We start from the raw sequence: 23,991 nt of genomic DNA, 5'->3' as shown, positions 1-23,991 counted from the left end.
AAAAGCGCCAGCCCCGATCCGGTCGGTTAATGCGGTGAATACTACGCCGTCTTGCGCCGCCGCCGCGCCAGCGCGCCCAGGCCGATCAGCCCGGCACCGAGAAGGGCAAGGGTGGCGGGTTCCGGTACTGTGTTTTGATTCACGGAACCGCCAATCTTCACCGATCCGTCGCAATTCGAGGTACAGTTCGGATTATCCGAATCGAAATTATCGATAGACTGCATATGCGCGACCCAGAACGCAGTAACATCCGTGCCGTCATCCCCCGTGTGCAACAAGGTGTTGTCAACCAGTTCCGTGTCGAAAACGTCGAAAAAGTCGGTCACCAAATCCAGCGCGCCGGCGGCAAAGGAGACGTTCCACTCGAAAAGCCCGGATTCGCCGATGTTCAGCCCGTTATTCACGCCACCTGGGCCGTTTCTGGCTGCCGTCAGGTCATTCAGGTCCATCGTCAGAAACCCCGATACCGCGTTAGCGCTATTCGTGTCGCTGAAGGCAGAACTGCCCGTGCCTGTATTCGTATAGTTAAAACTTTCCAGAGTGAACATGCTGTTGATCTTGATGCCGAGCGCCGTCATGATCGCCGTCGTCGCGGCATCGCTGGTGTTTGTTACTGCGGCGGAAAATACGCCGGTTGTGTCGGTACTCTCGGCCTCGAATTTGAACAGCGCCGACAGGTCAGCCCCGGCAAACGATGTCTGGTCGGCTAACGAGGTCTGGTCGTTGAATGAAACGGCGCCCGTGACGTTCTTCTCTAAACTGATCGGAACAGCATGTGAATCCGGTGCGCCGGCGAACACGAAAACAGCGGTCGCAATTCCGGCAAATAACCGTTTGTTCACGGGCGCAACAGCAAGCACCGCCCGTTTTAATGATGACACGCTGGAAATCATAATATACTGCTCCGATTAACTTGCCCTTCCAAGTATCCAACGGGGATGCTTCGATGAGGCCATTATTGGCTAAATATATAAGCAATTAGCGTGCCATAAAAGTTAATTCCGCAAAAACAACAGGTTGGCAATTTGCACTCGAGAACTCATGCGCAAAATGTAAAGAATATCGACGGTACATTTCGTGAACGCCGGTGCGGTTTTAGCGGTAAATGGAAAATTATTAAATAAAAACAAATACCTAGTGGATCATTAGCAAAGTTTTGGAAAGTGTAAGATTTTTCGACACACGCCATCCAATTCTCCGGTGATCCATTTTTCTCAATAAAGTCAAAAACCCGTTATCTCTGAGCCTGTAGCGTGTTCGAACTGTCGCTGGTCGGCGTCTTTAATATCGCCGCCAGCCACCGGGCTGCCCGGGCCGCCGCCGCGCATTAAATGGTTTGATCTTTCGCCCGCCCGGATTAGCGTGCGGTGAACCCTGAAAACGCGGCGGACCCGCCGTTTCCCCAGCAGAGGAAGTCACGTGACCGGATACAGCGAAACCTTCCGCGGCGATGTCGCGGCCTGGGAAGTCGACGCGACGGAGCATTTCACCGTCGCGTATTATTACGAGAAATTCGAGGCCGCGACCTGGCGGTTCCTGCGCCAGGCGGGCGTCGACCCGGCCCGGGCGCGCACCACCGAAGCGCTGACCCATTACAAGGCCGAACTGCGCGACCGCGACATCTACCGGATCGAAACGGCGCTGATCGCCGGCGGCGACAGCCCGACCATCGCCCACAAGCTGTTCAAGGCGGATACGGGCGCGCTGTGCACCACGATGCAGCAGAGCTTCGCGGGCATTTCGCTGCCGGGGCCGGTCGTCGCATGGGACGGCGATATCCGCGAGGACCGTTCGGTGCCGGGCGACGGCGCAAGCTGGCTGCCGACCCTGCGCAACATCGCCCGGCCGGAGGAAGCCGACTGGGCCGGCAACCTGTCGCTGCCGGGCCATATCCACCGGTTCTCGACCGCCAACATGTTCATCCTCGCCGAATTCGGCCTGACCCCCGACTACATGACGAAGCACCGCATCGGTCTGTCGACCTTCGAATTCCAGCTCACCTTCCACAGCCGGGCGAAGCCGGGCGACATGATCGACGTGGAAACCTGCATCGCGCAGCTCGGCGGCTCCTCGGTGCGCTTTTACCACCGCATGCGCAACGCGGAAACCGGCGCGGATATCGCGGGCCTCAGCCAGTTCGGCGTGCAACTCGACCTGGACGCCAGGCGGCCGCTACGCATCGCGGACGATTTGCGGGCGCGGGCGGAGGCACTGCTGGCGGGGTAGGGGCGGGTTCTTTTTCGCTTATTTGGTCCGTTTATAACCTAGGACCGAAATTGTTTTCGGCGGCCCGGTAAAGAAGCCTAGTCCCACTTTTCCCAATAGAACAAACCGCCCTTCTCGCCGGGTTCGATTGACCGAATTTTATCGCTCGTGGTCGGGTCATTGGCACACCCGCTCAAAAGCCCAGCCAGGTTATCTGCTAAAAGATCAGTTTCAACACGATCTCCGTCCTTAAAATAGCCCCAGATTATATTCTTTTGTGGACGGTGCAATCCAAGTATAGCGCGGAACATTAGATCCATATCCGCATCCGGAGGTCCGGGAAATTTATCAGCCAAAAATCCCCATCTTAGTCCTGCGTTGTCCGGTGTTTTTTGGGTGCCATAAATTGCTTCAGTCATAATATCGTACATTCGAATCACGAAATGTGAAATGAAGAGAACCATTTGGCCTCGACGCTCGGCAAGAGAAACGAGTATCTTTTTTTTCTCCGGTCCAGACATAAGAGGACCGATCTGAATTCTCCTTCTACCTCTTTTACTTATATGCTTCTGATAGCCGGTTTTTAGATGCAGTTGTTTTACGAAATGATCTTCACTCTCTCTGATCACGCTCCCTTTTGCGGAAATAGCGAAGACATACACTGGAAAGTATGGAAATAATTTGCAAAAATGCTCAGCAAATTTAGCTCTATAAAGCTCAGGAGTCCTAGCTGACCATTTTCTCAAATTTCTATTCTTAGGGCGAATTTCAGTCGCAATTTGTCTCGCCAGTTTTGAGTGTTCAACTCCGCAAGAGAGTATCAAGACAGTAGTGTACCAAGTATCGTCATTTTCCAGTTGCTCGCTTGGTGAATGATCCATGGAGACAGTAAAAAGGTCGTCGTGCCGATGAGCAGAAAGCCGTTCTTGCAGGACGGAAACTATGAACGAATTTTGAATTCGATTCGTGATAGCACAATTCAAGACCAAACCCCTTAAAATGCATTCGAAAAGCGGCGACATTGCATTATTAAATATCTCTCTTAAGGAAACCGTGCAGTGTTATTGTAACGCTGTTTGGCGGGAATTGACGTAATTGCGGGCTCTCTTCCAACACAAATAAAGTAGGGTATACGGTTCGAAGAAAAACCTACCTTACGGATTTTTCAGCGCCCGGCGGACCATATCCGGTTCGCGGGCGATGACTTTGAGGTATGCCTTTGCGGCGCCGTCCGGCTCGGCGCGGTCCTGTTCCCAATCCCGCAGGGTACCGATGGCTATGTGAAACTGCGCGGCAAATTCCTGCTGGCTGAGCTTCAGCGCCCTGCGGATGATTTTCGCCCGGGGCGTTCTTTTCATCCGCGCCAGATCGTTGTCGCTCAGCGGTCTGTTATCGGGGTCATCGGTTCTGTTCATGGTAAAATCGCCGTTCGTTCGGTTCTGCCTTTCGGGCTGAAATTATCCGGTTTCTGTCATTCCGTTCGGTGTAGACAACAACCAGGAAACTGTTTGCCGCCATGCCAATCAGGATATAGCGGTCTTCGTCATAGTCCTCCCGGTCGTCCAGGAGTTCGATTGCAAATGGATCGCGGAATACCAGGCAGGCCTGCTCAAACGTCACGCCATGCTTTTCAGCATTGGACGCCGCCTTGTCATCGTCCCATTCGAATTCTTCATTATCCATTATGGATATACGGGTTACCCGTATTTTGTCAAGAAATCCAGAACAAAAAAACGAAAAAACCTCATGCGGGACGTGGCCCGGCCGCTTTCGCGATGGCCGGGTTTCATTGACTTTTAGCATTAAATAGTATAATATTCCTGTTTTCTCCCTTTCACGGAGGTCAGGGATATGAACAGGCCAAACGGGCGGCATGAATTGTTCTGCCGGGAATATGTCCGCCGGCCGGTCGGCAGCGCCGCCGCCGTCGCTGCGGGGTACGGGGCGGACAACGCGGCGGCGCAGGCCTGCCGGTTGCTGGCGCTGGAGCAGAACCAGCTGAACACCGCGCTGCGCGCCGTGGCGATGCAGGTGAAGGTCTCCGAGGCGACCCCCGCGTGGCGGAAGGGGGCCCGCCCGGCGCAACCCGCGCGGCCCGCCGCCGCGCCGGATCTCGACGCGATGCTGGCGGCGCTGGAGGCGAGCCTGCCCCCGGAGGTCACGGCGCAAGGCGAAGCCCCCGGCCATGCCCGCCGCGCCATCCCCGGCCTTGCCCGACGAACCTTCCCCGGCCCGTCCGCCCGCGCCGGATGCCGCCCGCGCGCGGGAAACGCCGCCGGTTCCGCCCCCCGGATTGCCGATAAATGCCCATAAAAGCCAACCATCCGATACTTTTCTTGCGGCGCGGAACCCGTTGCCGTTCCCGCCGGACACAATGACCGCGCGCGTCGCATTATCCGGTGGGTTGCCCGGCGGGTAGCGCGGCGAAAATGGGCGCGATGGCGGCAAATGTTAAGCGATGTTAATCGATGTATATCGCCGCAAAAATTTTCGGGAGGGGTCGCGCTGGCGTCTGTCCCGGCAATGTCGCGCGGTTGCGGCATGGACCCCGCATCAGGTGGGGAATTATATACTTGACGGAACATGTTTCATCGGGTAGGTTTTCCGAAATAGGGAGGTTTCGAGATGGATGACGATCAAATCGACAGAATTTTAGAAGCGGTCGCGGTCGATCAGATTATTCTGCGCGCCCTGCTTTGCGAATCCTTGAAACGATTTGCGAAAAACGAAACAAGCCCTGACGAAGCGATGCGTGAATATGTGAATAGCCTTTATCGGACAATCGACCTTTACGACGTTCCCGGCGCAGACGCGGCTCATATGGAGAAACTCCGGGAAGCGGCGCGTCAGAACATAGACGCCCTAGTCTCTCTTTCGAAACGTTCGGACGGCTAGAATCAATAGTCCACTTTCCACGAGAATTTGCGGAAACAATATCCAAGGCCGAAACTATGACTGCCGACATTTACAACCCCATTTTTCAAGACGTGGAAAAAGCCCGCGAACACCTCGAAAGGATTCGCTGGCCCGATGGCGCATATTGCCCGCACTGCGGCGAAGCCGATGAGGTTCACCGCATGCAAGGCAAGTCGCATGCGCCCGGTTTGCATTACTGCCGCTCGTGCCGTGGCAAGTTCTCGGTCACGGTCGGTACGCTGTTCGAGCGCTCCAAGATTCCGCTCAACAAGTGGATGCTCGCCTTCCACCTGATGGCGTCCAGCAAGAAGGGCATCAGCGCACACCAACTGCACCGCATGCTGGGCATCACGTACAAGTCCGCATGGTTCATGGCCCATCGCATCCGCGAAGCCATGCGCGAAGGCTTTAAACCGCATGGCATGGGCGGCGAAGGCAAGGTGGTCGAGGCCGATGAAACGCATATCGGCGGGAAGGAAAAGAACCGTCACCGCAACAAGCGCTTCGGTCGTCACGTTGGCGGCCTGTGGGGCCGTGAAATGGTGTTCTCTCTGGTCGAACGCAAAGGCCGCGTCCGTTCCGTTCATACGCCCAGCGTGTCCGCCAGGACGCTACGCCCGATACTTGTGACGCAGTTGGAAGGCAGCACCAAACTGATGACCGACGATGCGGGGCAGTACCGCCACATGCACCGCGATTTCGAACATCAGGCTGTCAACCACACTTCTGGTGAGTATGTTCGCGGCGAAGCGCATACCAACACGGTGGAAGGCTATTTCTCCCTGTTGAAACGTGGCCTGACCGGCACCTATCACCATGTCAGCCCGAAACATCTGAAGCGCTATCTGGCGGAGTTCGACTTCCGCTACAACTACCGCATGGCGCTGGAATACAGCGATGCGGAGCGCGCCGACAAAGCGCTGGCTGGCATCACCGGCAAGCGCCTGACATATCGGCGGATTAACGGCCAAGAAGAAGCGCGGGGCTAAGCGCCCTTTGACTCCTGCCGAGGTTTACGCGAAGATTTTGAAGCTGCGCCAGTCTTAGGTTTGTGCGGCTTCGGTGGCATGCTCAGGGCGCGGCGCAAGGCAGCGTCCCTGATGCGTGCCGTTTCTTCGGGTGAACGTTCGTCCGAATTCGGGTGACCGTCCTTTTCTGGAGATTTAGCCATGGTTACATCCGACGTAAATGAAATACCAAGCAACGCGTCTCCCTTATATCACTGGCGAGGCAAAGCAATCGAGGCATACGCATCCATGGAATTAAGCCTTTCCATCCTGTTCTCCGACCTGCTCCAATCCCCGATACAATACGCTGGCATAGTGTTCTTCCGCATAACAAATACGAGTTCGCGAAACACTATAATAGAAACGCTGCTTTCAAAACGTTACGGAGACACATATACGGCATTTTGGAGCGGCGTCCCCAATACGCCAAACCGTAAAGGGCTATTCAACTTAATTCGGAGTTTGGATCAACGTCGGAATGAAATCGTGCACTGGCACACCGTCAGCTATCTCAATGCAGATGAATACAATGGTCCACCATCCCCCGTTCAATTGACACCGCCAACGGCTTGGGCTTTTAAGTCTGACCAACCAAAACTAGGTACAGCAGACCTTATTGAATTTTGTCAGCTAGCAACTTTCGTTCACTCGGCAATCAGCATCTTCACCATTGTTTCTAACGGGACGCTGCCCCGCGATGCGGATGCTTGGCAAACATGGCACGAAATACTTCAGCAACCGTGCACTTATCCGCCGTCAAAAGGTCATCCGCTATTCCAGACGCCTGAAGAACTTCAAAGCCAGCCTCAACCATCGCGTCCGTAACAACCGGCCCGTCATCAGAACGAATCGCCCCGTCGCCAGACCCCGCAGGTTCCAGCGCTTTAGCGTCCTGATCTGACAATTTATGTTCCGTCATGTATACTATTCCCCATCAGGTGCGGGGTGACAGTCGGGAGTGTGCGGGGCGACAGTCGGGCGTGTGCGGCGTGACAGGGTGTGCGGGGGACACGTGCGGGCGTGGCGCGGAGGCGGCCTTGTCGTCGGGAAGGCCGCGCAAACCCGCCACACCGTCATCCCGGACCCCGATCCGGGATCCATGCGCGGCCGCCGGGGCGCGGCGGGCGATGAACGTCCGGGGTGGCTCCATGTTAACCGATGTTAATCGATGTATATCGCCGCAGGATTTTTTCGGGAGGGGCGCCTTGTCCGGTGATGCCACCAATGCGGCAGAACCTGCGCGTCCCCCCTCATCTCGCTCCGAATCCTCTCTATGGAGGATTCAGCCCCCAAAGGGGGCGAGGAAGAATGTGTTGTGGCGGCGAAGCCTGCGGCTCCCTCTCTGCCCCATTGGGGCGGAGAGGGTCGGGGTGAGGTGGGGCGGCGGGGCCGGTTGCTTCATGCGCGGCGGCGCGGGGTTGCGCTTACGCTTCGCCGTAATGCACCCGGCGATAGGCGCGGGACGGGATTTTGTCGTCGGTGTGGATGTCCCACAGGGTGGCGATATTGGCGTCCTGGTGGTCGTCGAACAGCTGGGGGAACCGGCCCATCCGGTTGACCGTTTCGCCGCGCATGCCGAAGCCGGTGGCGACGCCCGCCAGGTCGCCGCGGCCGTGGATCGCCTGGCCCGCTTCCAGGTCATGCGCGCGGAACTTGTGGAATTCCGCGCCATAGCCGCCGTCGTTCATGATGTTGATCAGCAGCTTGATGCCCTGGCGGCGGATGGTTTCCAGTTCCTGCACATGCATCAGCAGGCTGCCGTCGCCCTCGATCAGGGCGACCTTGCCGTCATTGCGCGCCGCCGCGATGCCGATGGCGGCGGGCAGGCCGGAGCCGATGGCGCCGAAGTCGTTGACCACATGGTATTTTTCCGCCGGGCGGCCGGTCATGTGGGTCATGGCGATGGAGAAATAATGGCCGCCGCCGACGACGATGTCCCAGTCCTTGGGGATCACCTGGTCCAGTTCGAGGATCATCTTGCGCGGGTCGACCGTGTTGGCCTGCACCGGATAGACCTTGGCGTCCGGGTTGTCGGCGGCGATCCGCGCCGCCATGTCGCCGCTGCGGAAACCGGTGCGGGAGACGCCGCGTTCGTCCATGCGTTTGACGATGGCTTCCGCCGCCGCCTTCGCATCGGCGCGGATATGCAGGTCGGCGGTGCGCAGCCCCTGCCACAGCCCGCGCGGGTTGATGTCGATCTGGGCGACCTGCGCGCCGGGATACAGGTAGCCGCCCTCGGTCGTGTAATGGCCCAGCCCGGCGCCGACGCCGATCACCAGGTCGGATTCGGCGAAGCGTTCGCGCGAGAAGTCGCTGGCGAAGGCGCCGGCGATATCCATCGCATAGGGGTTGCCGCCGAACAGCCCCTTGGCGAACAGCGAGGTCGCCAGCAGCGCGCCGGATTTCTCCGCCAGCGCTTCCAGCGCCTCGCGCGCGCCGGAACGGGTGGCGCCCCGGCCGCCGATGATGACCGGCTTCTCGGCTTCGGCGATCATGTCGATCAGCCGGTCGACGATCGCCGGGTCGGGGACCGGGCGCTGGGCCGCGGGGATGATGCTGGCGGACGGCATGTAATCCGCCATGTAGGGGTATTCCTGCGCCTGCAGGTCCATCGGGATGCTGATGACCACGGGCCTGCGTTCGACCTGCGCGACCTGGAAGGCCTCGCGGACGTTGTCGAGCAGCCGGTCGATGGATTTGACGCCGATGAAATGCGCGCCGGTCGCGAGCGTCAGCGGCGCCATGTCGATCTGCTGCAGGTACCAGGCGGAAGCCAGCGGCGCGTCGCCGGCGAAGACCACCATGGGCACGTTGCCGCGCGCCGCGATGGTCAGCGCGGTCATGATCTGGGTGAAGCCCGGGCCGCAGGTGGTGGAGGCGACGCCGACCTTGCCGGTGGCGCGGGCATAGCCGTCGGCCATGGCGCAGGCGCAGTGTTCATGCCGGGCGTGGATGACGCGGACGCCGTATTTGTCGCCCATCTTGGCGGACCAGTACATGTTCGCGTCGCCCATCAGGGTGAACAGGATATCGACGCCCTCGGCGACGAAGGCCTGGGCGAGAACGTCGGAGACCTGAAGCTTTTCCATTATTGTTGTCCTTTCGATCGGAATAAAGCGGCGAGCCATCCCTTGAAGGCCCGCCAGAGAAGGCTGAATGCGCCGAGTTCCGCGGCCGGCGCGGGCCGGGGCGGCGCGGGTTGTTCCGGCGGCGTATCGGTCGCGGCGGCGGCCGTCCGGTCGCTCGGGTCGGCGCCTGCTTCCGCCGGTGCGGGGGGGGCTGCCCCGCCCGGCCGGTCCGCGACCAGTTTCGTCAGGTTGGCGGAAAATTCCGCCAGCAGCGCCCTTGCGACATGGATGCCGCCGGCGTTGACGAAGGTTTCCAGCGGGCCGGTGACGTTGAATTCGCCCTCGATGGCCAGCGTGGTTTCCGTATCGCCGGTCACCGCCAGCCTGCCCGAAGCCAGCGCCCGCGACGCGCCGCGCTGGTCGATGCCGCGGCCTTCGACCGTGCAGGTCTTTGTCGCGTCGTCGAATTTCAGCGAGGCCTCGCCCCGGAAGGTCGCGACGGTCGGGCCGAACTTGACCCGGATCGAGCCGCGCCAGGCGCCGTCGCCGGAATCGGGCGACAGCTCCGCGCCGGGGATGCAGGAGGCCACCAGCGCCGGGTCGCTGAGCAGCGGCCAGACGGTATCGGGCGGCGAGGGAATGATCGTTTTTTCGCTGAGTGAAACCATGCTTCGTGAACTACTCGCATTCGGGGAGCGGGAATTTTTCCGGGCGGGAGGCCCGGCGCCGGATCGACGGGAAGACGCGGATGAAAGAACAGCGTATCGCCTTCGGGCGCGGTCAACAAGCCGTGACCGGCATTCAGGCGTTCAGGCCGAATTCCTCGGCCAGCAGGGCGTAGGAACGTTTGCGGGGCTCCAGGTCGTAGGTCCAGGTCAGCACGACGATTTCGTCCAGCCCCAGTTCCGCCCCCAGTTCGCGCAGCCGCGCGCCGACCCGGTCCGGCGTGCCGACGAAGGCGTTGCGGCGCATCATGTCGACCCGGGGGCGTTCCACGGCGGAAAACGCGTTCGCGAAATCGTCGCTCGGCGGCATGATCGGCTGCAGCAGCCCCCGGTCCCGCGACAGGCGGGAACGGGCGCGCGACGTGAACAGGCGTTCGGCCTCCGCTTCGGTCTCCGCGGTCAGCGCCCAGACGCAGATATTGGCAAGCGGTTCCGGGTGCCGTTCGCTTGGCTGGTACTGGCTGCGGTACAGGTCGATGGCCTGCGCCGTGCCGCGCCCCTCGGTGATGAAATGGGCGAAGCTGTAGGGCAGGCCGAAATGGGCGGCGACCTGCGCGCCGTATTCGGACGTGCCCAGCATCCACACATCGGGCGCGGTGTCGATATCGGTGGCCAGCGGATGGGCCCCGATCTCGCGGAAGGGATGGCCGTCCGGCAGCGGCGACCCGGTGACCCAGGCGATGAGGTCCTGTACCTGCCGGGGGAACTGGGCGGCGGCGGTGTTGGCGTTCGGGTTCAGCGCGAAGGCGGTGCGCCCGTCCGACCCCGGCGCGCGGCCGACCCCCAGGTCGATCCGCCCCGGCGCCAGCGCGTCGAGCACGCGGAACTGTTCGGCCACTTTCAGCGCCGAATAATGCGGCAGCATGACCCCGGCGCTGCCGATGCGGATCCGTTCGGTCTTCATCGCGATGGCCGCCATCAGAACCTCCGGCGCGGTGCCGACGATGCTGGGATGGCTGTGGTGTTCCGACACCCAGAAGCGGTGATAGCCCAGCGCCTCGCAATGCTGCGCCAGCGCCAGGGTCTCCTGGATCGACCGGGCATGGGGCCGTTCGGCCATGGCGACGGACTGGTCGAGAACGGACAGTTTCAGCATGGAGGATGCTCCCTGAATCGTTTGGTGTTGCCGGTGGTCATCCGCAATACGCGATTCCCGCCGCCGTTGTCGCGGAAAACCGACCGGCGGCGATTCCCATCGGTCGGGACATGTTCTACCCTGCGGCTTCCAGCGGACGAACGGAATAGTCGATGAAGGTCATGGATACCGCGCTGCCCGGCGTGAAAATTCTCGAACCGGCCGTCTTCGGCGATGACCGGGGCTTTTTTTTCGAGTTGTGGAACCGGACGCGCCATGGCGATGCCGGGCTGCCGGATGAGTTCGTGCAGGACAACGTCTCGCGGTCCGGCCACGGCACGCTGCGGGGGCTGCATTACCAGTACCCGACCCTGCAGGGAAAACTCGTCACGGTCCTGTTCGGATCGATCTTCGATGTGGTGGTCGATATCCGGCGCGGCAGCCCGCATTTCGGCCAATGGGTCGGCGTGGCGCTGTCCGATTCGGATCGGCGGCAGATCTGGGCGCCGCGCGGCTTCGCGCATGGTTTCGTGGTGACGAGCGATCGCGCGGATGTGCTGTACAAGGTCGATGACGCCTACCGGCCGGATGAGGCGTTCGCCATCGCCTGGGACGACCCGGCGCTGGCGATCGACTGGCCGGTGTTGCCGACGACGCTCAGCGACAAGGACCGGACCGCGCCGCGTCTTGCCGATGCCGCGACGCTGCCGATCTGGCCGTGAAATGCCCGGCCAGCGCCGTGGCCAGCATCAGCAGCATGAAGGCCGAGGTCAGCACGAAGACCATCCGCGGCGCGCCCTGGTCCACGATCCAGCCGAACAGCGGCGGCGCGACCGAACTGCCGATGCTGAGCCCGACCGACACGAAGCCGAACACCTTGCCGCTCTGCCCCGGTGGGGTGGCGGCGCGGACCATCATGTCGCGGGCCGGGCGGGTGACGCCCTGGGCCAGCCCGGCGATGGCCAGGATGCCGAACAGCAGGGTGATCGACAGGTCCATGAAGGCGGGCAGGATGATGAAGCCGGCGGCGACCGCGACCGCGATCATCATGGTCATCTCCTGCCGTTTCACCCGGTCGGCTATCGGCCCGCCCAGCAGCACGCCGATGGAGCTCGAGAACAGGAAAACGGTCAGCGCCATGGTCGCGCCGGCGATGGTGATGTCCTGGGTCTGGATCAGGCTGGTGATGGCGAAGGACTGCATGCCGCCGCCGGCCAGCGAGATGGCGACGAAGAAGGCGAAGAACAGCAGCATCGCCGGGCTCATCAGCAGTTTCACGCCGGTCGCCTGCACCTTGCCGTCCGCCGCCGCGTCGGCGCGGGTCCCGCCGGTGTCGTCGACCAGCAGCCGGCTCTGGCTCGCCATGATCGCGGCGACGACCAGGCCGGCGGCGCCGGCGGCCATCAGCGCGGATCGCCAGTCCCACATCGCCGCCAGGGAGCCCATGACGACGGGCGCGAACGCGCCGCCGAATTCGCCGCTGAACGTATGCAGGCTGAAGGCGCGGCCGAGCCGCCCTTCGCTGATCGCCCCGGACATAACGGCGTAATCGGCCGGGTGGATGACGCTGTTGCCCAGCCCGGCCAGCACGGCAAGGATCAGGATCGCCTCGTAGCTTTCGGTGAAGCCCATCAGCAGCACCGAACCGGACATCAGCACGACGCCCGCGATCAGGATCCAGCGTGCGCCGAAGCGGTCGATCAGGAAGCCCATCGGCGCCTGGATCAGCCCGCCGATCAGGTTGTAGCTGGTCATCATGAAGCCCAGCGCCGCGAAGGAGACGCCGAATTCGCCGCGCATCGCCGGGAACAGCGGCGGCAGGCAGAGCAGGTAGAAATGGCTGAAGAAATGCCCGGCGCCCAGAACGCCGATGACCCTGGCGTCGCTTGCGCCGGCATCCGTGACGACCGCCATGATGCTACCCGTTCTCCGCCGCGATCGCGTCCGCGTGGATTGCCGGCATGCCGGCCTTGACGCGGCGTTCGTCCAGCCGCACCAGAATGGCGCGCTTGTCGTGGTCCGAAGCGGACGGCCAGGCGGTAATCTCGTCCGGCGTGCGGAAACAGCCGTAGCAGGCGCCGACCCGCGCATCGATAACGCAGACGCCCACACAGGGTGACCCGATCTTGCTGCTCTGTGTCATGGTTGACTCCGGTCTTCGGTCCGACTGACGGCTTACTGCGTTCCGGGGGACGGCGCAAGACGAGCCCTGCCTCAATTGGCGAAGTACCGGGTCGGCGAAACGCCCAGTACGCGACGGAACATGGCGATAAACGCGCTGGGGCTTTCATAGCCGACATCCAGCGCAACGGTGGTGACCGGCTGTCCAGCCGCCATCATTTCCAGCGCCCGCAGCAGACGCGCCTGCTGCCGCCACGCCCGGAAGGTCATGCCGGTTTCGGCGATAAACAGCCGCGCCAGCGTCCGCCCGCTGGCGGCGATTTCCCGCGCCCAGTCGTCCAGGCTGCGGGCATCCGCCGGTTCGGCAAGCAGGGCGGCGGTGAGGCGGCCCAGGCGCCTGTCAGTCGGCATCGGCAGGTGCAGCGGCGCAATCGGCAGGGCGGCGATCAGGTCGATGGCGACCGCGGCTAGCCGCTCTTCCGGGCTGCCCGGCGGGTAGTCCTGCGGCGCATCGACCATGGCCAGGATGATATCGCGCAGCAGCGGGGATACGGTTACGACGCGGCAGCGATCCGGCAGCCCGCCTATTGTCTCGGCGCGGATCAGCAGGGTGCGCATGGAATAGGCGCCGCGCGATTCGACCCGGTGAACAGTGCCGGCGGGCATCCAGACGGCGCGTTGCGGCGGCACGACGAAGGCGCCTTCCGCCGTCGTTACCGTCATGACGCCCCGGCTGGCGAAGATAAGCTGCGCGCGATTGTGGCGGTGCGGGGCGACCACGTGGCCGGCCGGGTAATCATTGGCCAGCGCCACGATGTCGGGCCGCAGCCCTTCGGCCTTCACATGGCTGGATGTGCGCGCGTGGTTCATCGATTTGTCCGTTTTGCGATATCGATTGTCATTTTATCGCAAGACAGACTGCCGGGCCAGCGCGAGAATGCGGCATCTGTCTGGGAGGATATTGCGATGATGCGGGACCGGGTTGCCTTTCTGTTTCTGAATCTCGGCCATCTGTACGACCACATGTTCATGGCGCTGTATTCGCTGGTGGTCGTGGTGATGGTCACGGAATTCAACATGACCTATGCGGAAATGCTGCCGCTGGCGACGCCGGGCTTCATTGCCTTCGGGGCCGGCGCATTGCCGGCCGGCTGGCTGGCGGACCGCTGGTCGCGGCCCGGCATGCTGACCGTGTTCTTCCTGGGAATCGGATCGGCGTCGATCCTGACCGGGCTGGCGTCGACGCCGCTGCAGATCGGGCTGGGGCTGTTCGGCATCGGGCTGTTCGCGTCGATCTATCACCCCGTCGGCATCCCCATGGTCGTCGAGGGCCGCGACAAGATCGGCCGGGCCCTCGGCATCAACGGCGTGTTCGGTAATCTCGGCTTCTCCGTCGCCTTCGTCGTGGCCGGCGCGATGCTGGATTTCGTCAACTGGCAGGCCGCCTTCATCGTGCCCGGCGCGGTCGCCATCGTAACCGGGCTGGCCTATATGGCGTTCGCCCGAGGCGGCACGGTTTCGCGCGTGGAAAAGCCCAGGCCTGTCGGCGACCTGCCGGACCGGCGCGGCATGATCCGGGTGCTGGCGCTTATCGCCCTGACGACATCCTTCGGCGGCGTTATCTTCCACGCGACGACCGTTTCCCTGCCCAAGGTGTTTGACGAACGCGTCCCCGAATTGTCGGTCAGCGCGCTGGGCATCGGTTCGACAGCGGCGCTGATCTTCCTTCTCGCCGCCTTCGCGCAGATCGTGGTGGGCGGGATGATCGACCGCTACCGGATGAAGACCGTGTATCTCGTCGTTGCCGGCTTCCAGATACCGCTGTTCCTGATCGCGCTCAGCCTGACCGGCATGCCGCTGCTGATGATTTCCCTGTGCTTCATGCTGCTGGTCTTCGGCGTTATCCCGATCAACGACGCCATTGTCGCGCGCAATACGACTGCGGCCGTTCGGGGCCGGGTCTACGCCATGAAATACGTCCTCTCGCTGACGGTCGGCGCGGTCGCGGTGCCGCTGGTGGCGTTCATGCACGGGACCGGCGGCTTCAGCGGTCTGTTTGTCGTCCTGTCTTTCTGCGCGGCGGGCATCGTGGCGACGATCCTGTTCCTGATGCATGAACGGGTTACGGCATCGGAACCCGCAACGGCGGCGGGCGACTGACGGTCCCGGCTACGGTGAGCACGAGGATGCTGACGCTGTACTACGCCCGCGATACCTGTTCACTGGCCTCCCATATCGTGCTGGAGGAGGTCGGGGCCCGTGGGTCATGGGCGATCATTATACAGTCGCCGATCCGTATCTGTTCACGATTGCGCAATGGCTCGAATCCGACGGCGTTGATCCCGCACGGATACCGCGGATTGCCGGGCACCGACGCCGCATGATGGAGCGGCCCCCGGTTGCCGCGGCGTTCGCGGCATAGGGTGTGTGGCCGCCTTTGCATCGGGCGGTCAGAACTGCTACGTAGCGGTTCCTTAACCATGGCCGGTTCGGCAGCGCACTTTATGCCTGATAATCACCTTGCATTCTTCATCGACCTGGAACCGGCCGTCGCGGATTTTCGGGAATCCGTTATAGCCGGCTTGTCCGGTTCGCCCCGGCAGCTTGCCTGCAAGTTCTTCTACGATGCCGCCGGGATGGAGCTGTTCAACAGGATCTGCGAGACCGAGGAATATTACGTCACCCGCACCGAACTGGCGCTGCTGCGGCGGATCGGGCCGGAGATCGCCGCGCTGGCCGGACCGGAAGCCGCGGTGATCGAATTCGGCGCCGGGTCTGATCTGAAAATACGCCTGTTGCTCGATGCGCTGGACCGCCCGGCGCAATATGTGCCGATCGATATCGCCATCGAACCGCTGCGCGATGCGACCGAAGCGATTGCCCGGGATTACCCCGCCATGCGGGTCGGCGCGGTCTGCGCCGATTTCACCACGCTCGATGCCCTGCCCGCCGGGGCGGTGAGCGACAGTGGCGGCAGGCGGCTGGGGTTTTTTCCCGGTTCGACCATCGGCAATTTCACGCGGGAGGAGGCCGGCACCTTCATGGCGCTGATTCGCCGCGTGCTCGGTCCCGGCGGCGCATTGCTGATCGGCGTCGACCTGAAGAAGGACACGGCTAGGCTGAACGCCGCCTATAACGATGCGGCCGGATATACCGCGGGGTTCAACCTGAACCTGCTGCACCGCATGGTGCGCGAACTGGGCGCCGAGCTGGATACGGACGGCTTCGAACATTACGCCTTCTACAACGACGCCGAAGGCCGGGTCGAAATGCATCTGCGCAGCCTGCGGGACCAGACAATAGCCATTGGCGATGACCGGTTCGCGCTGGCGGCGGGTGAGCTGATCCATTCCGAAAATTCCCACAAATACGCCATCGACGAATTCGCCGCCCTGGCGCGCGCCGCCGGGTTTGACCCTGGCGCGGTCTGGACCGATGCCAACCGGCTGTTCAGCATCCACTATCTCACCATCGCCGACTGACACCCGCTGCCGCCGGGCCGATGGGCGGAATCGCTGTGGACCGCTTCCGACGCCCGCGCTTTTTCCTCCATCGTAGAGATGTCCTGCATCACCGTGTTGCGGCGCAGGTCGCGGCGCTGGGTCATGTCGTAGTCGCCGGCGCGGTGCATCAGGCTGCGGTTGTCCCACATCAGCAGGTCGCCGACGCGCCAGTCGTGGGTGTAGACAAACTGCCGCTGGGTGGCGTGCTCGGTCAGGTCGCGCAGCAGCATGCGCCCGTCCGGCACCGGCATGCCGCGGATTTCGCTGGCATAGGCGGCGAGATATAGCGCCCTGCGCCCCGACCCGGGATGGGTTCGCACCAGCGGATGGGGCACCGGCGGGAAGGCGGCGTGTTCCTCGGGCGCGAAATCGGTGAAGCCGATCACCTCGCGCGAATACATCAGCGAATGCATCGCCACCATATCGGCGATCCGCGCCTTGCGCGCATCGGACAGCGCGTCATAGGCGGCGCGCATGTCGGTGAATTCGGTTTCGCCCCCTTCGGGCGGCACCGCGTGGGCGTAGAGCAGCGAATATTTCGCCGGGACCGGGCGGAAGGCGTGGTCGGTGTGCCACAGCCGGTTGCCCAGCGCCATCATCCGCCGTCGGTCGTTCAGCGCCAGGATTTCGCTGTTCTCATCCAGGTTGGAGATATCGGTGAAATGCGGGTTCAGCCGCGGCGTGTAGCCCTTGCGCTTGACGATGGCGGTCTGGCCCAGCGGGCCGAAGGTGGCGCTGAACGTCATCTGCCGGTCGTCGTCGAGCTGCTGGTCGTGAAACACCAGCACGGCATGGCGATCCAGCGCCGCGACGATGGCGTCGCGCGTGGCGTCGTCGACCGGTTCGCGCAGGTCGATCCCGCTGACCTCGCCGACGAACAGCGGATGCAGTTGCCTTACCTCGAACATGTCGCATTCCTCCCTGGCGCTTTCAGGCGGCAAGTATGGAACGGGGGTCCCGCCCGCGTAAAGCCGGCGGGGCGGCTTCAACGCTCCGTCAGCCTGCAATACACCCCGGCCGTCTCGGTCACCGGCGCGTAGGCGTCGTCCTTTCGGTAGGATTTATCGTCCTCCATGCCAAAGACATCGGATCCGTTGATCTTCAGGACAAGCAGATTCTCGTCCGTGCCGATTGCGATCGACCGGATCGTGTCCGGGTTCAGGTGATCCTGCCGGTCTTCGGGCAGGCGGATCACGCCGAACACCGCGCGCTGCGGATCGATGCCGAGATAGTTCCAGTCCGGATCGATCCTGGACAGGAGGCCGGAACCGTCTTCGGCGCTGCGCTGTCCCTGCGGACCCAGATATTCCAGCACCGCTTTCCGGCGGGTGGCGGTTTCGGCCCAGTCGCGGAGATACGCCATCTTTTCCGCGTCACCCGCCGTTTCGACCAGCCTGCCGCAGGGCGTGTCGGAAAATTCGTACATCGCGTAAAGGGACATCACGAAAGGCACGACGACCAGCAGGACCACCATCCCGATAACGATCTTCAGGGTCGTGCTGATCGGGCGTCTGCCCGGTTTGCGGATCGGCATCAATCGTTCCCGGTGAACTCCGCCTGCGGCGCGGCATGCCGATTATGAAGTATTCCGGCGGAAATCGCGCGGAAATTCGCGGGTCTGCCGGGGCGCCGTCCGAGGACCGGGGGGAAACCGTGCTGGCGCGGCGACCTGCGCTTGGTTAGGCTTGGCCGCGAAAACAGGGGAACAACCGGATAAAAGGGAAATACATCATGAAACGCATGCCGGAACTGACCTATGACGAAATGGATGCGGACCAGCGCGCCGTCGTCGACAAGATCACGGCCGGGCCGCGCGGCGGAATCCACGGGCCGTTCCTGCCGCTGCTGCACAGCCCGCTGCTGCTCGACCGGGTGCAGGAACTGGGGCTGCTCTGCCGCTTCCAGAGCTCGTTTCCGCCGAAGATTTCCGAACTGCTGATCCTGATCTCCGCCCGGTTCTGGACCGCGCAGTTCGAATTCTCCTCGCACATGGAATCGGCGAAGAAGGCGGGCGTGCCGGAAGCGGCGATCGAGGCGATCCGCACGCGCGGCACTCCGGTCTTTGACGACCCGGACCAGACGCTGGTGTACAAGTTCGCCAACGAGTTCTTCACCACCAACAAGGTCAGCGACGCAACCTTCGACGCCGCCGTCGAACGCTTCGGCCGGCGCAGCGTCGTCGACCTGGTCGGCATCATGGGCTATTACGCGCTGATCGCGATGACCCTCAACATCTTCGACCCGCCCCTGCCCGAAGGCACGAAGCCGCCGCTGGAATAGGGGCGGCCCGGCTCCGGGAGGGCTTGGGTCGCATGGCGGTTAAAAGTTGAAACCGACACCGATGCCGTAGAAGAACTGGCCGTCATCGGCAGCGTCGTCGACATCGCCCGCATCGTCGAAGGTGAACTGGTATTCCGCCTGGGCGTACACGAAGGTCCTGTTGTCGGCATAGTATTTCACGCCGACCTCGGGCCCGGCCGCCAGGGTGTCATTCACGTTGTCGCCATAGATGGCGCCGATCGACAGCCCCGCATAGGGCCGCCAGCGGCCGAGGTCGAAGACATAATCGGCGAAGCCGCGGGTCGCAAAGTTCGCCTGCGAATCGCCATTGGCGATATCGGCGAAATTGACGCTCTGCCGCAAGCCCAGCATCACGTTGTCCGAAACGTATTTGCCCGCGCTGCCTGTCAGGCCGAGCGAATGGTTGTCGAAATCATTGTCGCTGGTGCCGTTGCCGGACAGGGTTACTTCCCAGTCGCCCATTGCCGGTCCGACCCTCGTATCGTCCCGCATATTGTCCTGCGCCTGCGCCGCGCCGGCGAACGCGATGGCAGCCACGGCGGCTGTGAAAACTTTTCCGATCATCCTGTGGTCCCTTTCTCGGTTGTCTGCTCCGGGCACACGCCCACCCCGGGCGCCGGTATGGTTGCCGGTGGACAAACGCGGACGGGGCGACAAGGTTTCCGTCGCCGCCCTTTTTTCGTTTCGGGCGGCTGACCGCCGCGGTTCAGCAGCCGGGCGGCGTGAACCCCTGGCGCGCGCGGGCCACCGCGTTGCGGGTCACGCAATCCGCCATGTGATCGTTGACCAGCCCCATCGCCTGCATGAAGGCGAAGACCGTGGTGGGGCCGACGAATTTCCAGCCGCGTTTCTTCAGATCCTTCGACAGGGCGACGGATTCCGCCGAGGTCGATGCGCTCTGCGGTTCGCCGAGGCTGGCCGGGTCCGGCTCGAACCGCCAGACATGGGCGGCGAGCGAGCCTTCCTGGGCGATCAGTTCCCGCGCCCGCCTTGCGTTGTTGATCACCGCCTCGATCTTGCCCCGGTGGCGGACGATCCCGGCATCCCGCAGCAGCCGTTCCACGTCGTCTTCGGTGAACGCCGCCACTTTTTCATAGTCGAAACCGTGAAAGGCGCGGCGGAAATTCTCCCGCTTGGCCAGGATGGTGCGCCAGCTCAGCCCGGACTGGAAACTCTCCAGGCACAGCTTCTCGAACAGGCGGATATCGTCGGCCACCGGAAAACCCCATTCGGCATCGTGATAGGGGAAGAATTCCGGGATCGTCCCGCACCAGCCGCAACGCGGCCTGCCGTCGGGGCCGGGTACTGTCGTGTTCATCGTGGTGTCGTCCTTGTGGGTGTGGACAGGGGCGAATGTTTTCGTTGCCTAAACGCGTCTGACCGAGTCGCCATAGGCGGCTACGGCGCTGTCGGCAGTCAGTAGCGACATGCCTTCCACCTGCGCCTGCGCCACCAGCAGGCGGTCGAAGGGGTCCTTGTGGATGGGCGGCAACCCGTCGATGGCGACCGCGTGCGCGCTGCTGATCGCCAGCTCGAGCCAGCCGTTTTCGATGAGCCCGCGCCGCAATTGTCTAGGGGCGACGTTGAAATCCGTCCGGCCCAGCCCGCACTTGATGGCGACTTCCCAAAGACTGGCGGCGCTGAAAACGAGATCGTTTTCCGAATCCGCCATGAGCAGACGCGCAGCGGGTGAAAGTCGCTCGGGCGAGTTGGCCGCCCAAAGGATCAGATGTGTGTCGATCAGCAGCTTCATGAGTCCCCGTCGAACATTTCGGCGATCTCATTTTCGCCCATGCGGTCAAAATCGTCAGGCACTGCGAATTCGCCTACCATGAAACCGAGACGCCGCTGCGCTCCGGCCTCGGGCGCGTCCAGCGCGGTCACCTTCACCAGCGGTTTTCCCGCCCGGGCGATAATAAACGATTCTCCCTTCGCGGCAGCCTCGACCAGCCGCGAAAGATGAGTCTTTGCCTCATGCATATTGACGGTTTTGGGCATTTTATCCTCTATAAAATAGACTAAGTCTTATTAGTTTAGTCTATTTTATGTTTTTGCCAACCCGGATTCGAAAAAATATGCCTGCGATATACATCGATTAACATTTGTTATCATTTGTCTGGTTTTCCGCGTCTCCTGCCCGCCTTTGGCCGTTCCGCCGGCGCCGGGAAAAAATGTACATCGCTTAACATTTATTATCATTTCCGCTGTGGCTGTACCGGTTGACCGGCTCCACAAACCCGGTCCATGACGCTATCATAAATAGAACAAAATAGCAACAATTGAGTTTAAACAGCTACCTTCCCAACGGCATGGCGGCCTGTCGGCCGGGCGCGTCCCGGGGGCCGCGCCTGGGCCCCGGATCGTGGTCCGGGGTGACAGGTTTCGGGAATTGGGCGCAAACCGCACGAACTGTCATCCCGCACTTGATGCGGGATCCATGCCGGCAATCCGACCATGCCCCTCAGCCCGAGCCATGCATCGCCTGGAGCGCGATCGCGCCCGCATAGATGACAAGTAGCGCCAGACTCTCGACGCCGATGCGACCCGGCCCCCTGCGCTGTCGCAAGATCAGCCCGCCCAGGAGAATGCCGGTCATCAGGATGGCCGTGAGGTTCCAGAAATAATCGCCCATTCCGACGGCGTGATAGAGCGATCCGTCGCGGTAGGAGACATCCGCCGCGGTGAGGAACAGCGTATCGAAGGTGTTGCCGCCGATGATGCCGCCCACCGCCAGTTGCAGCGCACCGCGACGCACGGCTGCGATGGTCGTGACAAGCTCGGGCAGCGAGGTCACCACGGCCGTCGCCAGCGCCCCCACGAGCGATTCCGGCAGCGCCATGCGCCCCGTGATCTCGGCCGCGGTCTTGGCGATCCCCCAGCCCGACACCCCCATCACAAGCATCAGAAGGAAGAAGACCGCAAAAAGGCGCGCGGTGCTTGTCCTTCGCGTCTTGTCATCCTCGCGTTCGGGCGTGTCCGTGCGGGTATCGACCGTCGATACCGGGCGCCACATCGGCGTCTCGCGCAATGCGCTCGTGGCGCAGAGGGCACTCACATAAACAACCGGAATCGCCAGCGACACGGGATGAATGGCGAAGACGGTGAACTCGGTCAGGGTAAGCGCGACAAGCGGCAGTGTCAGGAGCACGATCAGCACGACCGCCTGAAAGATATTGGCCAGATCGGCCGCCGCATGTTCGAGATTGGCCTTGCGATAGGTAAGGTCCGCAATGGCGAGAAAGGCGGTCTGCGCGGCGATACCGCCGATGCTGTTGGAATAGGCCAGCGACGCGTGCCCGTCCGACGCGGTCGTGATCGACACGATCGTACCGCTCAGCGACGTCGCGGCGCCCAGCAGCACAGCCCCCGTGATGGCCTCGCCAAGCCCGGTCCGGTCCGCCAGCGTGTCCGCCAGCCCGGTCAGGCGCAGGCCGCTGAAGAACACCACCAGCGCGGCAAGCGCAAACCCCGCGAACAACTGCAATATCGACCAGCTGGCAAGCATGACGGACGCCCCTTTCGGTCCTGAGATACCATCAGATGTTATATGTCAGCAGGCGGGGTGTCAGGTTTCGCGGGGTGACAGGTATCGGGAAGCGGGCGCAAACCGCACGCGCTGTCTTCCCGGCCCTCCCCCTGTCATCCCGCACTTGATGCGGGATCCATACCGCCGCCACCGCCGCGCCGTTGCAGAAAGAGCCCCGCCCGTGACCGGCACGGATGCTTTCCCGATGGCGGGCGGCGTCCCGGCGGCGCCGCGATACTACAGGGCAAGGGATGTCTGGCCGGTGAAGAGCCATGCGCGCTGGCGGGACTGTCTGGGGAAGGGATCGAATATTCTATTCCTTTAGAAACCATAATATAAATTTGTGAATAACGTATGATTTATTATAAATCTATCGATACCTGAGACATTTAATTTGAATATGAAACTAAAATTGGAGATTTTACATTTTTTATTTGGGTATACTGGTCCGAAGACTTATTTCCATGTCAAATTTGTTGACACGTTAAAATATAGATGACTCAATGAGGTGATCCGCTTCAGCGAGGGAGGAAAGAATATGCAGGCCAGTATTTCGCAACTTGTTGAAATGGCTAAGGCTGCCCGGGTTACGGACGAGCAAAGGGAAGAGCAGCGCCGCAGTTTCGTATATGGCAATACGGCCTTCGAAAACGAGAATGTAACCCGCGAAATCGTTGATAGAGAGGCAAATCGCCTTGAAGCAGACGCTCTAAAATAGGTGTGCGAATCAGTGTTGGTGCTGGTTCGTTTGTCTGTTGCTGAAAGCTAATTGCGTAGATGGCCAGTGGATCGAACCTGACGCCGGAAGAAATAGCCGAAGTCGAGGCGGCGAATGGCTTGCGTCAATTCGATCTCGGCCTCGAGATGATACGATACTTCCTGGACCCGGAACGCCCGTTTTCCTTGCGGACATCCCATATTCGCGAATTGCAGAAGGTTGCTGTCCAGGGGCTGGAGGCTGACGCAGGCGAGTGGCGATCAGGAAAGGTTCGCATAGAAAAAAGCCGGCATACGCCTCCTGAACCGCATCTCGTGCCGTCTCTTTGCCAGGAAATGTGCGACTACGTTAACAATAACTGGCATGAAAGGACACCCTTCCATCTTTCCGCATACGTTATGTGGCGGATAAACTGGATTCATCCATTTTCGGAAGGTAACGGACGAACGAGCAGAATTGTATCGTATGTGTTATTGTGTACGGCCCTTGGATATGAATTGCCGGGTTCTCCGTCGATTCCTCAGCAGATTCAGGAAAATAGAGGTGGATATTTTTCGGCGCTGGAAGCGGCGGACGCTGCGTACCGTCGAAATTCCGAAGTAGACGTAACGTCCATGGAAGAAGCGATAAAGAACATGCTTGCGCGTCAATTATTATCTGTCATTGAAGCGGGCAGCGGGATTGGTGGCGTCCAAGATTAAGTTATTGCGTCAATATAATCTTAGGCAATAGACGGGGTAGCTCAGGTCTTGTTTTGTGCGTTAACCGACTCATCCTCCGCCTAAAACTATAACAGGGTAAATCCAATGCAGCTATTTCAATCGGA

At 61.6% G+C, this 23,991-nt stretch carries 29 protein-coding genes and 1 pseudogene; 12 read left to right on the top strand and 18 right to left on the bottom strand.

The window, feature by feature from the left end; translation table 11 throughout:
* Positions 1-41: 41 nt before the first annotated feature.
* Positions 42-893 (bottom strand): PEP-CTERM sorting domain-containing protein, encoded by an 852-nt coding sequence (locus WD767_10380; protein MEX2616492.1) that lies wholly within the window; start codon positions 891-893, stop codon positions 42-44.
* A gap of 526 nt (positions 894-1,419) precedes the next feature.
* Here WD767_10380 and WD767_10375 point away from each other — a divergent pair.
* Complete coding sequence (locus WD767_10375) at positions 1,420-2,226, top strand: thioesterase family protein (protein ID MEX2616491.1); 807 nt, start codon at positions 1,420-1,422, stop codon at positions 2,224-2,226.
* Between the two features lie 77 nt (positions 2,227-2,303).
* Here WD767_10375 and WD767_10370 read toward each other — a convergent pair whose 3' ends face one another.
* The 3 genes from WD767_10370 to WD767_10360 form a co-directional block, all read right to left on the bottom strand.
* Positions 2,304-3,188 (bottom strand): hypothetical protein, encoded by an 885-nt coding sequence (locus WD767_10370; GenBank protein ID MEX2616490.1) that lies wholly within the window; start codon positions 3,186-3,188, stop codon positions 2,304-2,306.
* 171 nt (positions 3,189-3,359) lie between these two features.
* A complete protein-coding gene (locus WD767_10365; protein ID MEX2616489.1) occupies positions 3,360-3,620 on the bottom strand; it encodes a helix-turn-helix domain-containing protein in 261 nt (86 codons plus the stop codon).
* Positions 3,604-3,888 (bottom strand): BrnT family toxin, encoded by a 285-nt coding sequence (locus tag WD767_10360; protein MEX2616488.1) that lies wholly within the window; start codon positions 3,886-3,888, stop codon positions 3,604-3,606. The genes WD767_10365 and WD767_10360 overlap by 17 nt, the downstream gene beginning before the upstream one ends.
* Positions 3,889-4,056: 168 nt before the next feature.
* Between WD767_10360 and WD767_10355 the strand changes: the two genes are divergently transcribed.
* From WD767_10355 to WD767_10345, 3 genes are all read left to right on the top strand, one after another.
* The gene (locus WD767_10355) at positions 4,057-4,518 is read left to right on the top strand and encodes a hypothetical protein (GenBank protein ID MEX2616487.1); all 462 of its coding nucleotides are present in this window, start codon (positions 4,057-4,059) and stop codon (positions 4,516-4,518) included.
* 312 nt (positions 4,519-4,830) lie between these two features.
* On the top strand, positions 4,831-5,100 hold the full coding sequence (locus tag WD767_10350; protein MEX2616486.1) for a hypothetical protein: 270 nt from the start codon (positions 4,831-4,833) through the stop codon (positions 5,098-5,100).
* Positions 5,101-5,156: 56 nt separating this feature from the next.
* Entirely contained in the window at positions 5,157-6,110 is a 954-nt protein-coding gene (locus WD767_10345; protein MEX2616485.1) for an IS1595 family transposase, read from the top strand.
* A 694-nt stretch (positions 6,111-6,804) separates the two neighbouring features.
* Here the strand turns inward: WD767_10345 and WD767_10340 are convergent.
* The 4 genes from WD767_10340 to WD767_10325 all read right to left on the bottom strand — a co-directional run bounded on the left by WD767_10340 (position 6,805) and on the right by WD767_10325 (position 11,017).
* Positions 6,805-7,047 (bottom strand): hypothetical protein, encoded by a 243-nt coding sequence (locus WD767_10340; GenBank protein MEX2616484.1) that lies wholly within the window; start codon positions 7,045-7,047, stop codon positions 6,805-6,807.
* A 505-nt stretch (positions 7,048-7,552) separates the two neighbouring features.
* Positions 7,553-9,217: a thiamine pyrophosphate-binding protein gene (locus WD767_10335; GenBank protein MEX2616483.1), complete on the bottom strand. Its 1,665-nt coding sequence runs from the start codon at positions 9,215-9,217 to the stop codon at positions 7,553-7,555.
* Positions 9,217-9,864: an SRPBCC family protein gene (locus tag WD767_10330; protein MEX2616482.1), complete on the bottom strand. Its 648-nt coding sequence runs from the start codon at positions 9,862-9,864 to the stop codon at positions 9,217-9,219. The genes WD767_10335 and WD767_10330 overlap by 1 nt, the downstream gene beginning before the upstream one ends.
* A gap of 133 nt (positions 9,865-9,997) precedes the next feature.
* Entirely contained in the window at positions 9,998-11,017 is a 1,020-nt protein-coding gene (locus tag WD767_10325) for an LLM class flavin-dependent oxidoreductase (protein MEX2616481.1), read from the bottom strand.
* Between the two features lie 152 nt (positions 11,018-11,169).
* Between WD767_10325 and rfbC the strand changes: the two genes are divergently transcribed.
* Complete coding sequence (rfbC, locus tag WD767_10320; protein MEX2616480.1) at positions 11,170-11,718, top strand: dTDP-4-dehydrorhamnose 3,5-epimerase; 549 nt, start codon at positions 11,170-11,172, stop codon at positions 11,716-11,718.
* On the opposite strand, the gene WD767_10315 is transcribed toward rfbC, so the two are convergent.
* The 3 genes from WD767_10315 to WD767_10305 form a co-directional block, all read right to left on the bottom strand.
* Complete coding sequence (locus WD767_10315) at positions 11,654-12,910, bottom strand: MFS transporter (GenBank protein MEX2616479.1); 1,257 nt, start codon at positions 12,908-12,910, stop codon at positions 11,654-11,656. The genes rfbC and WD767_10315 overlap by 65 nt on opposite strands.
* Before the next feature lie 4 nt (positions 12,911-12,914).
* Positions 12,915-13,139, bottom strand: coding sequence for a DUF1289 domain-containing protein (locus tag WD767_10310; GenBank protein ID MEX2616478.1), 225 nt, complete (start codon positions 13,137-13,139; stop codon positions 12,915-12,917).
* Positions 13,140-13,210: 71 nt separating this feature from the next.
* Positions 13,211-13,987, bottom strand: a complete 777-nt coding sequence (locus tag WD767_10305) for a helix-turn-helix transcriptional regulator (GenBank protein MEX2616477.1) — start codon at positions 13,985-13,987, stop codon at positions 13,211-13,213.
* A 96-nt stretch (positions 13,988-14,083) separates the two neighbouring features.
* Here WD767_10305 and WD767_10300 point away from each other — a divergent pair, with 96 nt between their 5' ends.
* The 3 genes and pseudogenes from WD767_10300 to egtD all read left to right on the top strand — a co-directional run bounded on the left by WD767_10300 (position 14,084) and on the right by egtD (position 16,599).
* Positions 14,084-15,277 carry an MFS transporter gene (locus tag WD767_10300; protein MEX2616476.1) on the top strand — a complete coding sequence of 398 codons (1,194 nt, stop codon included), beginning with the start codon at positions 14,084-14,086 and terminating at the stop codon, positions 15,275-15,277.
* A 94-nt stretch (positions 15,278-15,371) separates the two neighbouring features.
* A pseudogene (locus tag WD767_10295) lies at positions 15,372-15,539 on the top strand (glutathione binding-like protein).
* 82 nt (positions 15,540-15,621) lie between these two features.
* A complete protein-coding gene (gene egtD, locus WD767_10290) occupies positions 15,622-16,599 on the top strand; it encodes an L-histidine N(alpha)-methyltransferase (GenBank protein MEX2616475.1) in 978 nt (325 codons plus the stop codon).
* On the opposite strand, the gene WD767_10285 is transcribed toward egtD, so the two are convergent.
* Complete coding sequence (locus WD767_10285; GenBank protein MEX2616474.1) at positions 16,578-17,528, bottom strand: TauD/TfdA family dioxygenase; 951 nt, start codon at positions 17,526-17,528, stop codon at positions 16,578-16,580. The two genes, egtD and WD767_10285, sit on opposite strands and share 22 nt — an antisense overlap.
* A gap of 77 nt (positions 17,529-17,605) precedes the next feature.
* Positions 17,606-18,154, bottom strand: a complete 549-nt coding sequence (locus WD767_10280) for a hypothetical protein (GenBank protein MEX2616473.1) — start codon at positions 18,152-18,154, stop codon at positions 17,606-17,608.
* A 197-nt stretch (positions 18,155-18,351) separates the two neighbouring features.
* Between WD767_10280 and WD767_10275 the strand changes: the two genes are divergently transcribed.
* Positions 18,352-18,900 carry a carboxymuconolactone decarboxylase family protein gene (locus WD767_10275; protein ID MEX2616472.1) on the top strand — a complete coding sequence of 183 codons (549 nt, stop codon included), beginning with the start codon at positions 18,352-18,354 and terminating at the stop codon, positions 18,898-18,900.
* 39 nt (positions 18,901-18,939) lie between these two features.
* Here WD767_10275 and WD767_10270 read toward each other — a convergent pair whose 3' ends face one another.
* From WD767_10270 to WD767_10250, 5 genes are all read right to left on the bottom strand, one after another.
* Entirely contained in the window at positions 18,940-19,485 is a 546-nt protein-coding gene (locus tag WD767_10270; GenBank protein MEX2616471.1) for a hypothetical protein, read from the bottom strand.
* Between the two features lie 142 nt (positions 19,486-19,627).
* Positions 19,628-20,239 carry a DNA-3-methyladenine glycosylase I gene (locus WD767_10265; GenBank protein MEX2616470.1) on the bottom strand — a complete coding sequence of 204 codons (612 nt, stop codon included), beginning with the start codon at positions 20,237-20,239 and terminating at the stop codon, positions 19,628-19,630.
* 48 nt (positions 20,240-20,287) lie between these two features.
* Entirely contained in the window at positions 20,288-20,674 is a 387-nt protein-coding gene (locus WD767_10260; GenBank protein MEX2616469.1) for a type II toxin-antitoxin system VapC family toxin, read from the bottom strand.
* Positions 20,671-20,919: a type II toxin-antitoxin system prevent-host-death family antitoxin gene (locus tag WD767_10255; protein MEX2616468.1), complete on the bottom strand. Its 249-nt coding sequence runs from the start codon at positions 20,917-20,919 to the stop codon at positions 20,671-20,673. Before WD767_10255 ends, WD767_10260 begins: the two co-directional genes overlap by 4 nt.
* 463 nt (positions 20,920-21,382) lie before the next feature.
* Positions 21,383-22,426, bottom strand: coding sequence for a sodium:calcium antiporter (locus WD767_10250; protein MEX2616467.1), 1,044 nt, complete (start codon positions 22,424-22,426; stop codon positions 21,383-21,385).
* 202 nt (positions 22,427-22,628) lie between these two features.
* Between WD767_10250 and WD767_10245 the strand changes: the two genes are divergently transcribed.
* From WD767_10245 to WD767_10235, 3 genes are all read left to right on the top strand, one after another.
* A complete protein-coding gene (locus WD767_10245) occupies positions 22,629-22,772 on the top strand; it encodes a hypothetical protein (GenBank protein MEX2616466.1) in 144 nt (47 codons plus the stop codon).
* Positions 22,773-22,985: 213 nt separating this feature from the next.
* Positions 22,986-23,165, top strand: coding sequence for a hypothetical protein (locus WD767_10240; protein ID MEX2616465.1), 180 nt, complete (start codon positions 22,986-22,988; stop codon positions 23,163-23,165).
* Between the two features lie 59 nt (positions 23,166-23,224).
* Entirely contained in the window at positions 23,225-23,866 is a 642-nt protein-coding gene (locus WD767_10235; protein MEX2616464.1) for a Fic family protein, read from the top strand.
* Positions 23,867-23,991: the final 125 nt, after the last annotated feature.

This window comes from Alphaproteobacteria bacterium (assembly GCA_040905865.1).
Lineage (GTDB): Bacteria > Pseudomonadota > Alphaproteobacteria > UBA8366.
This window is presented reverse-complemented; position numbering and strand designations above follow the sequence as displayed.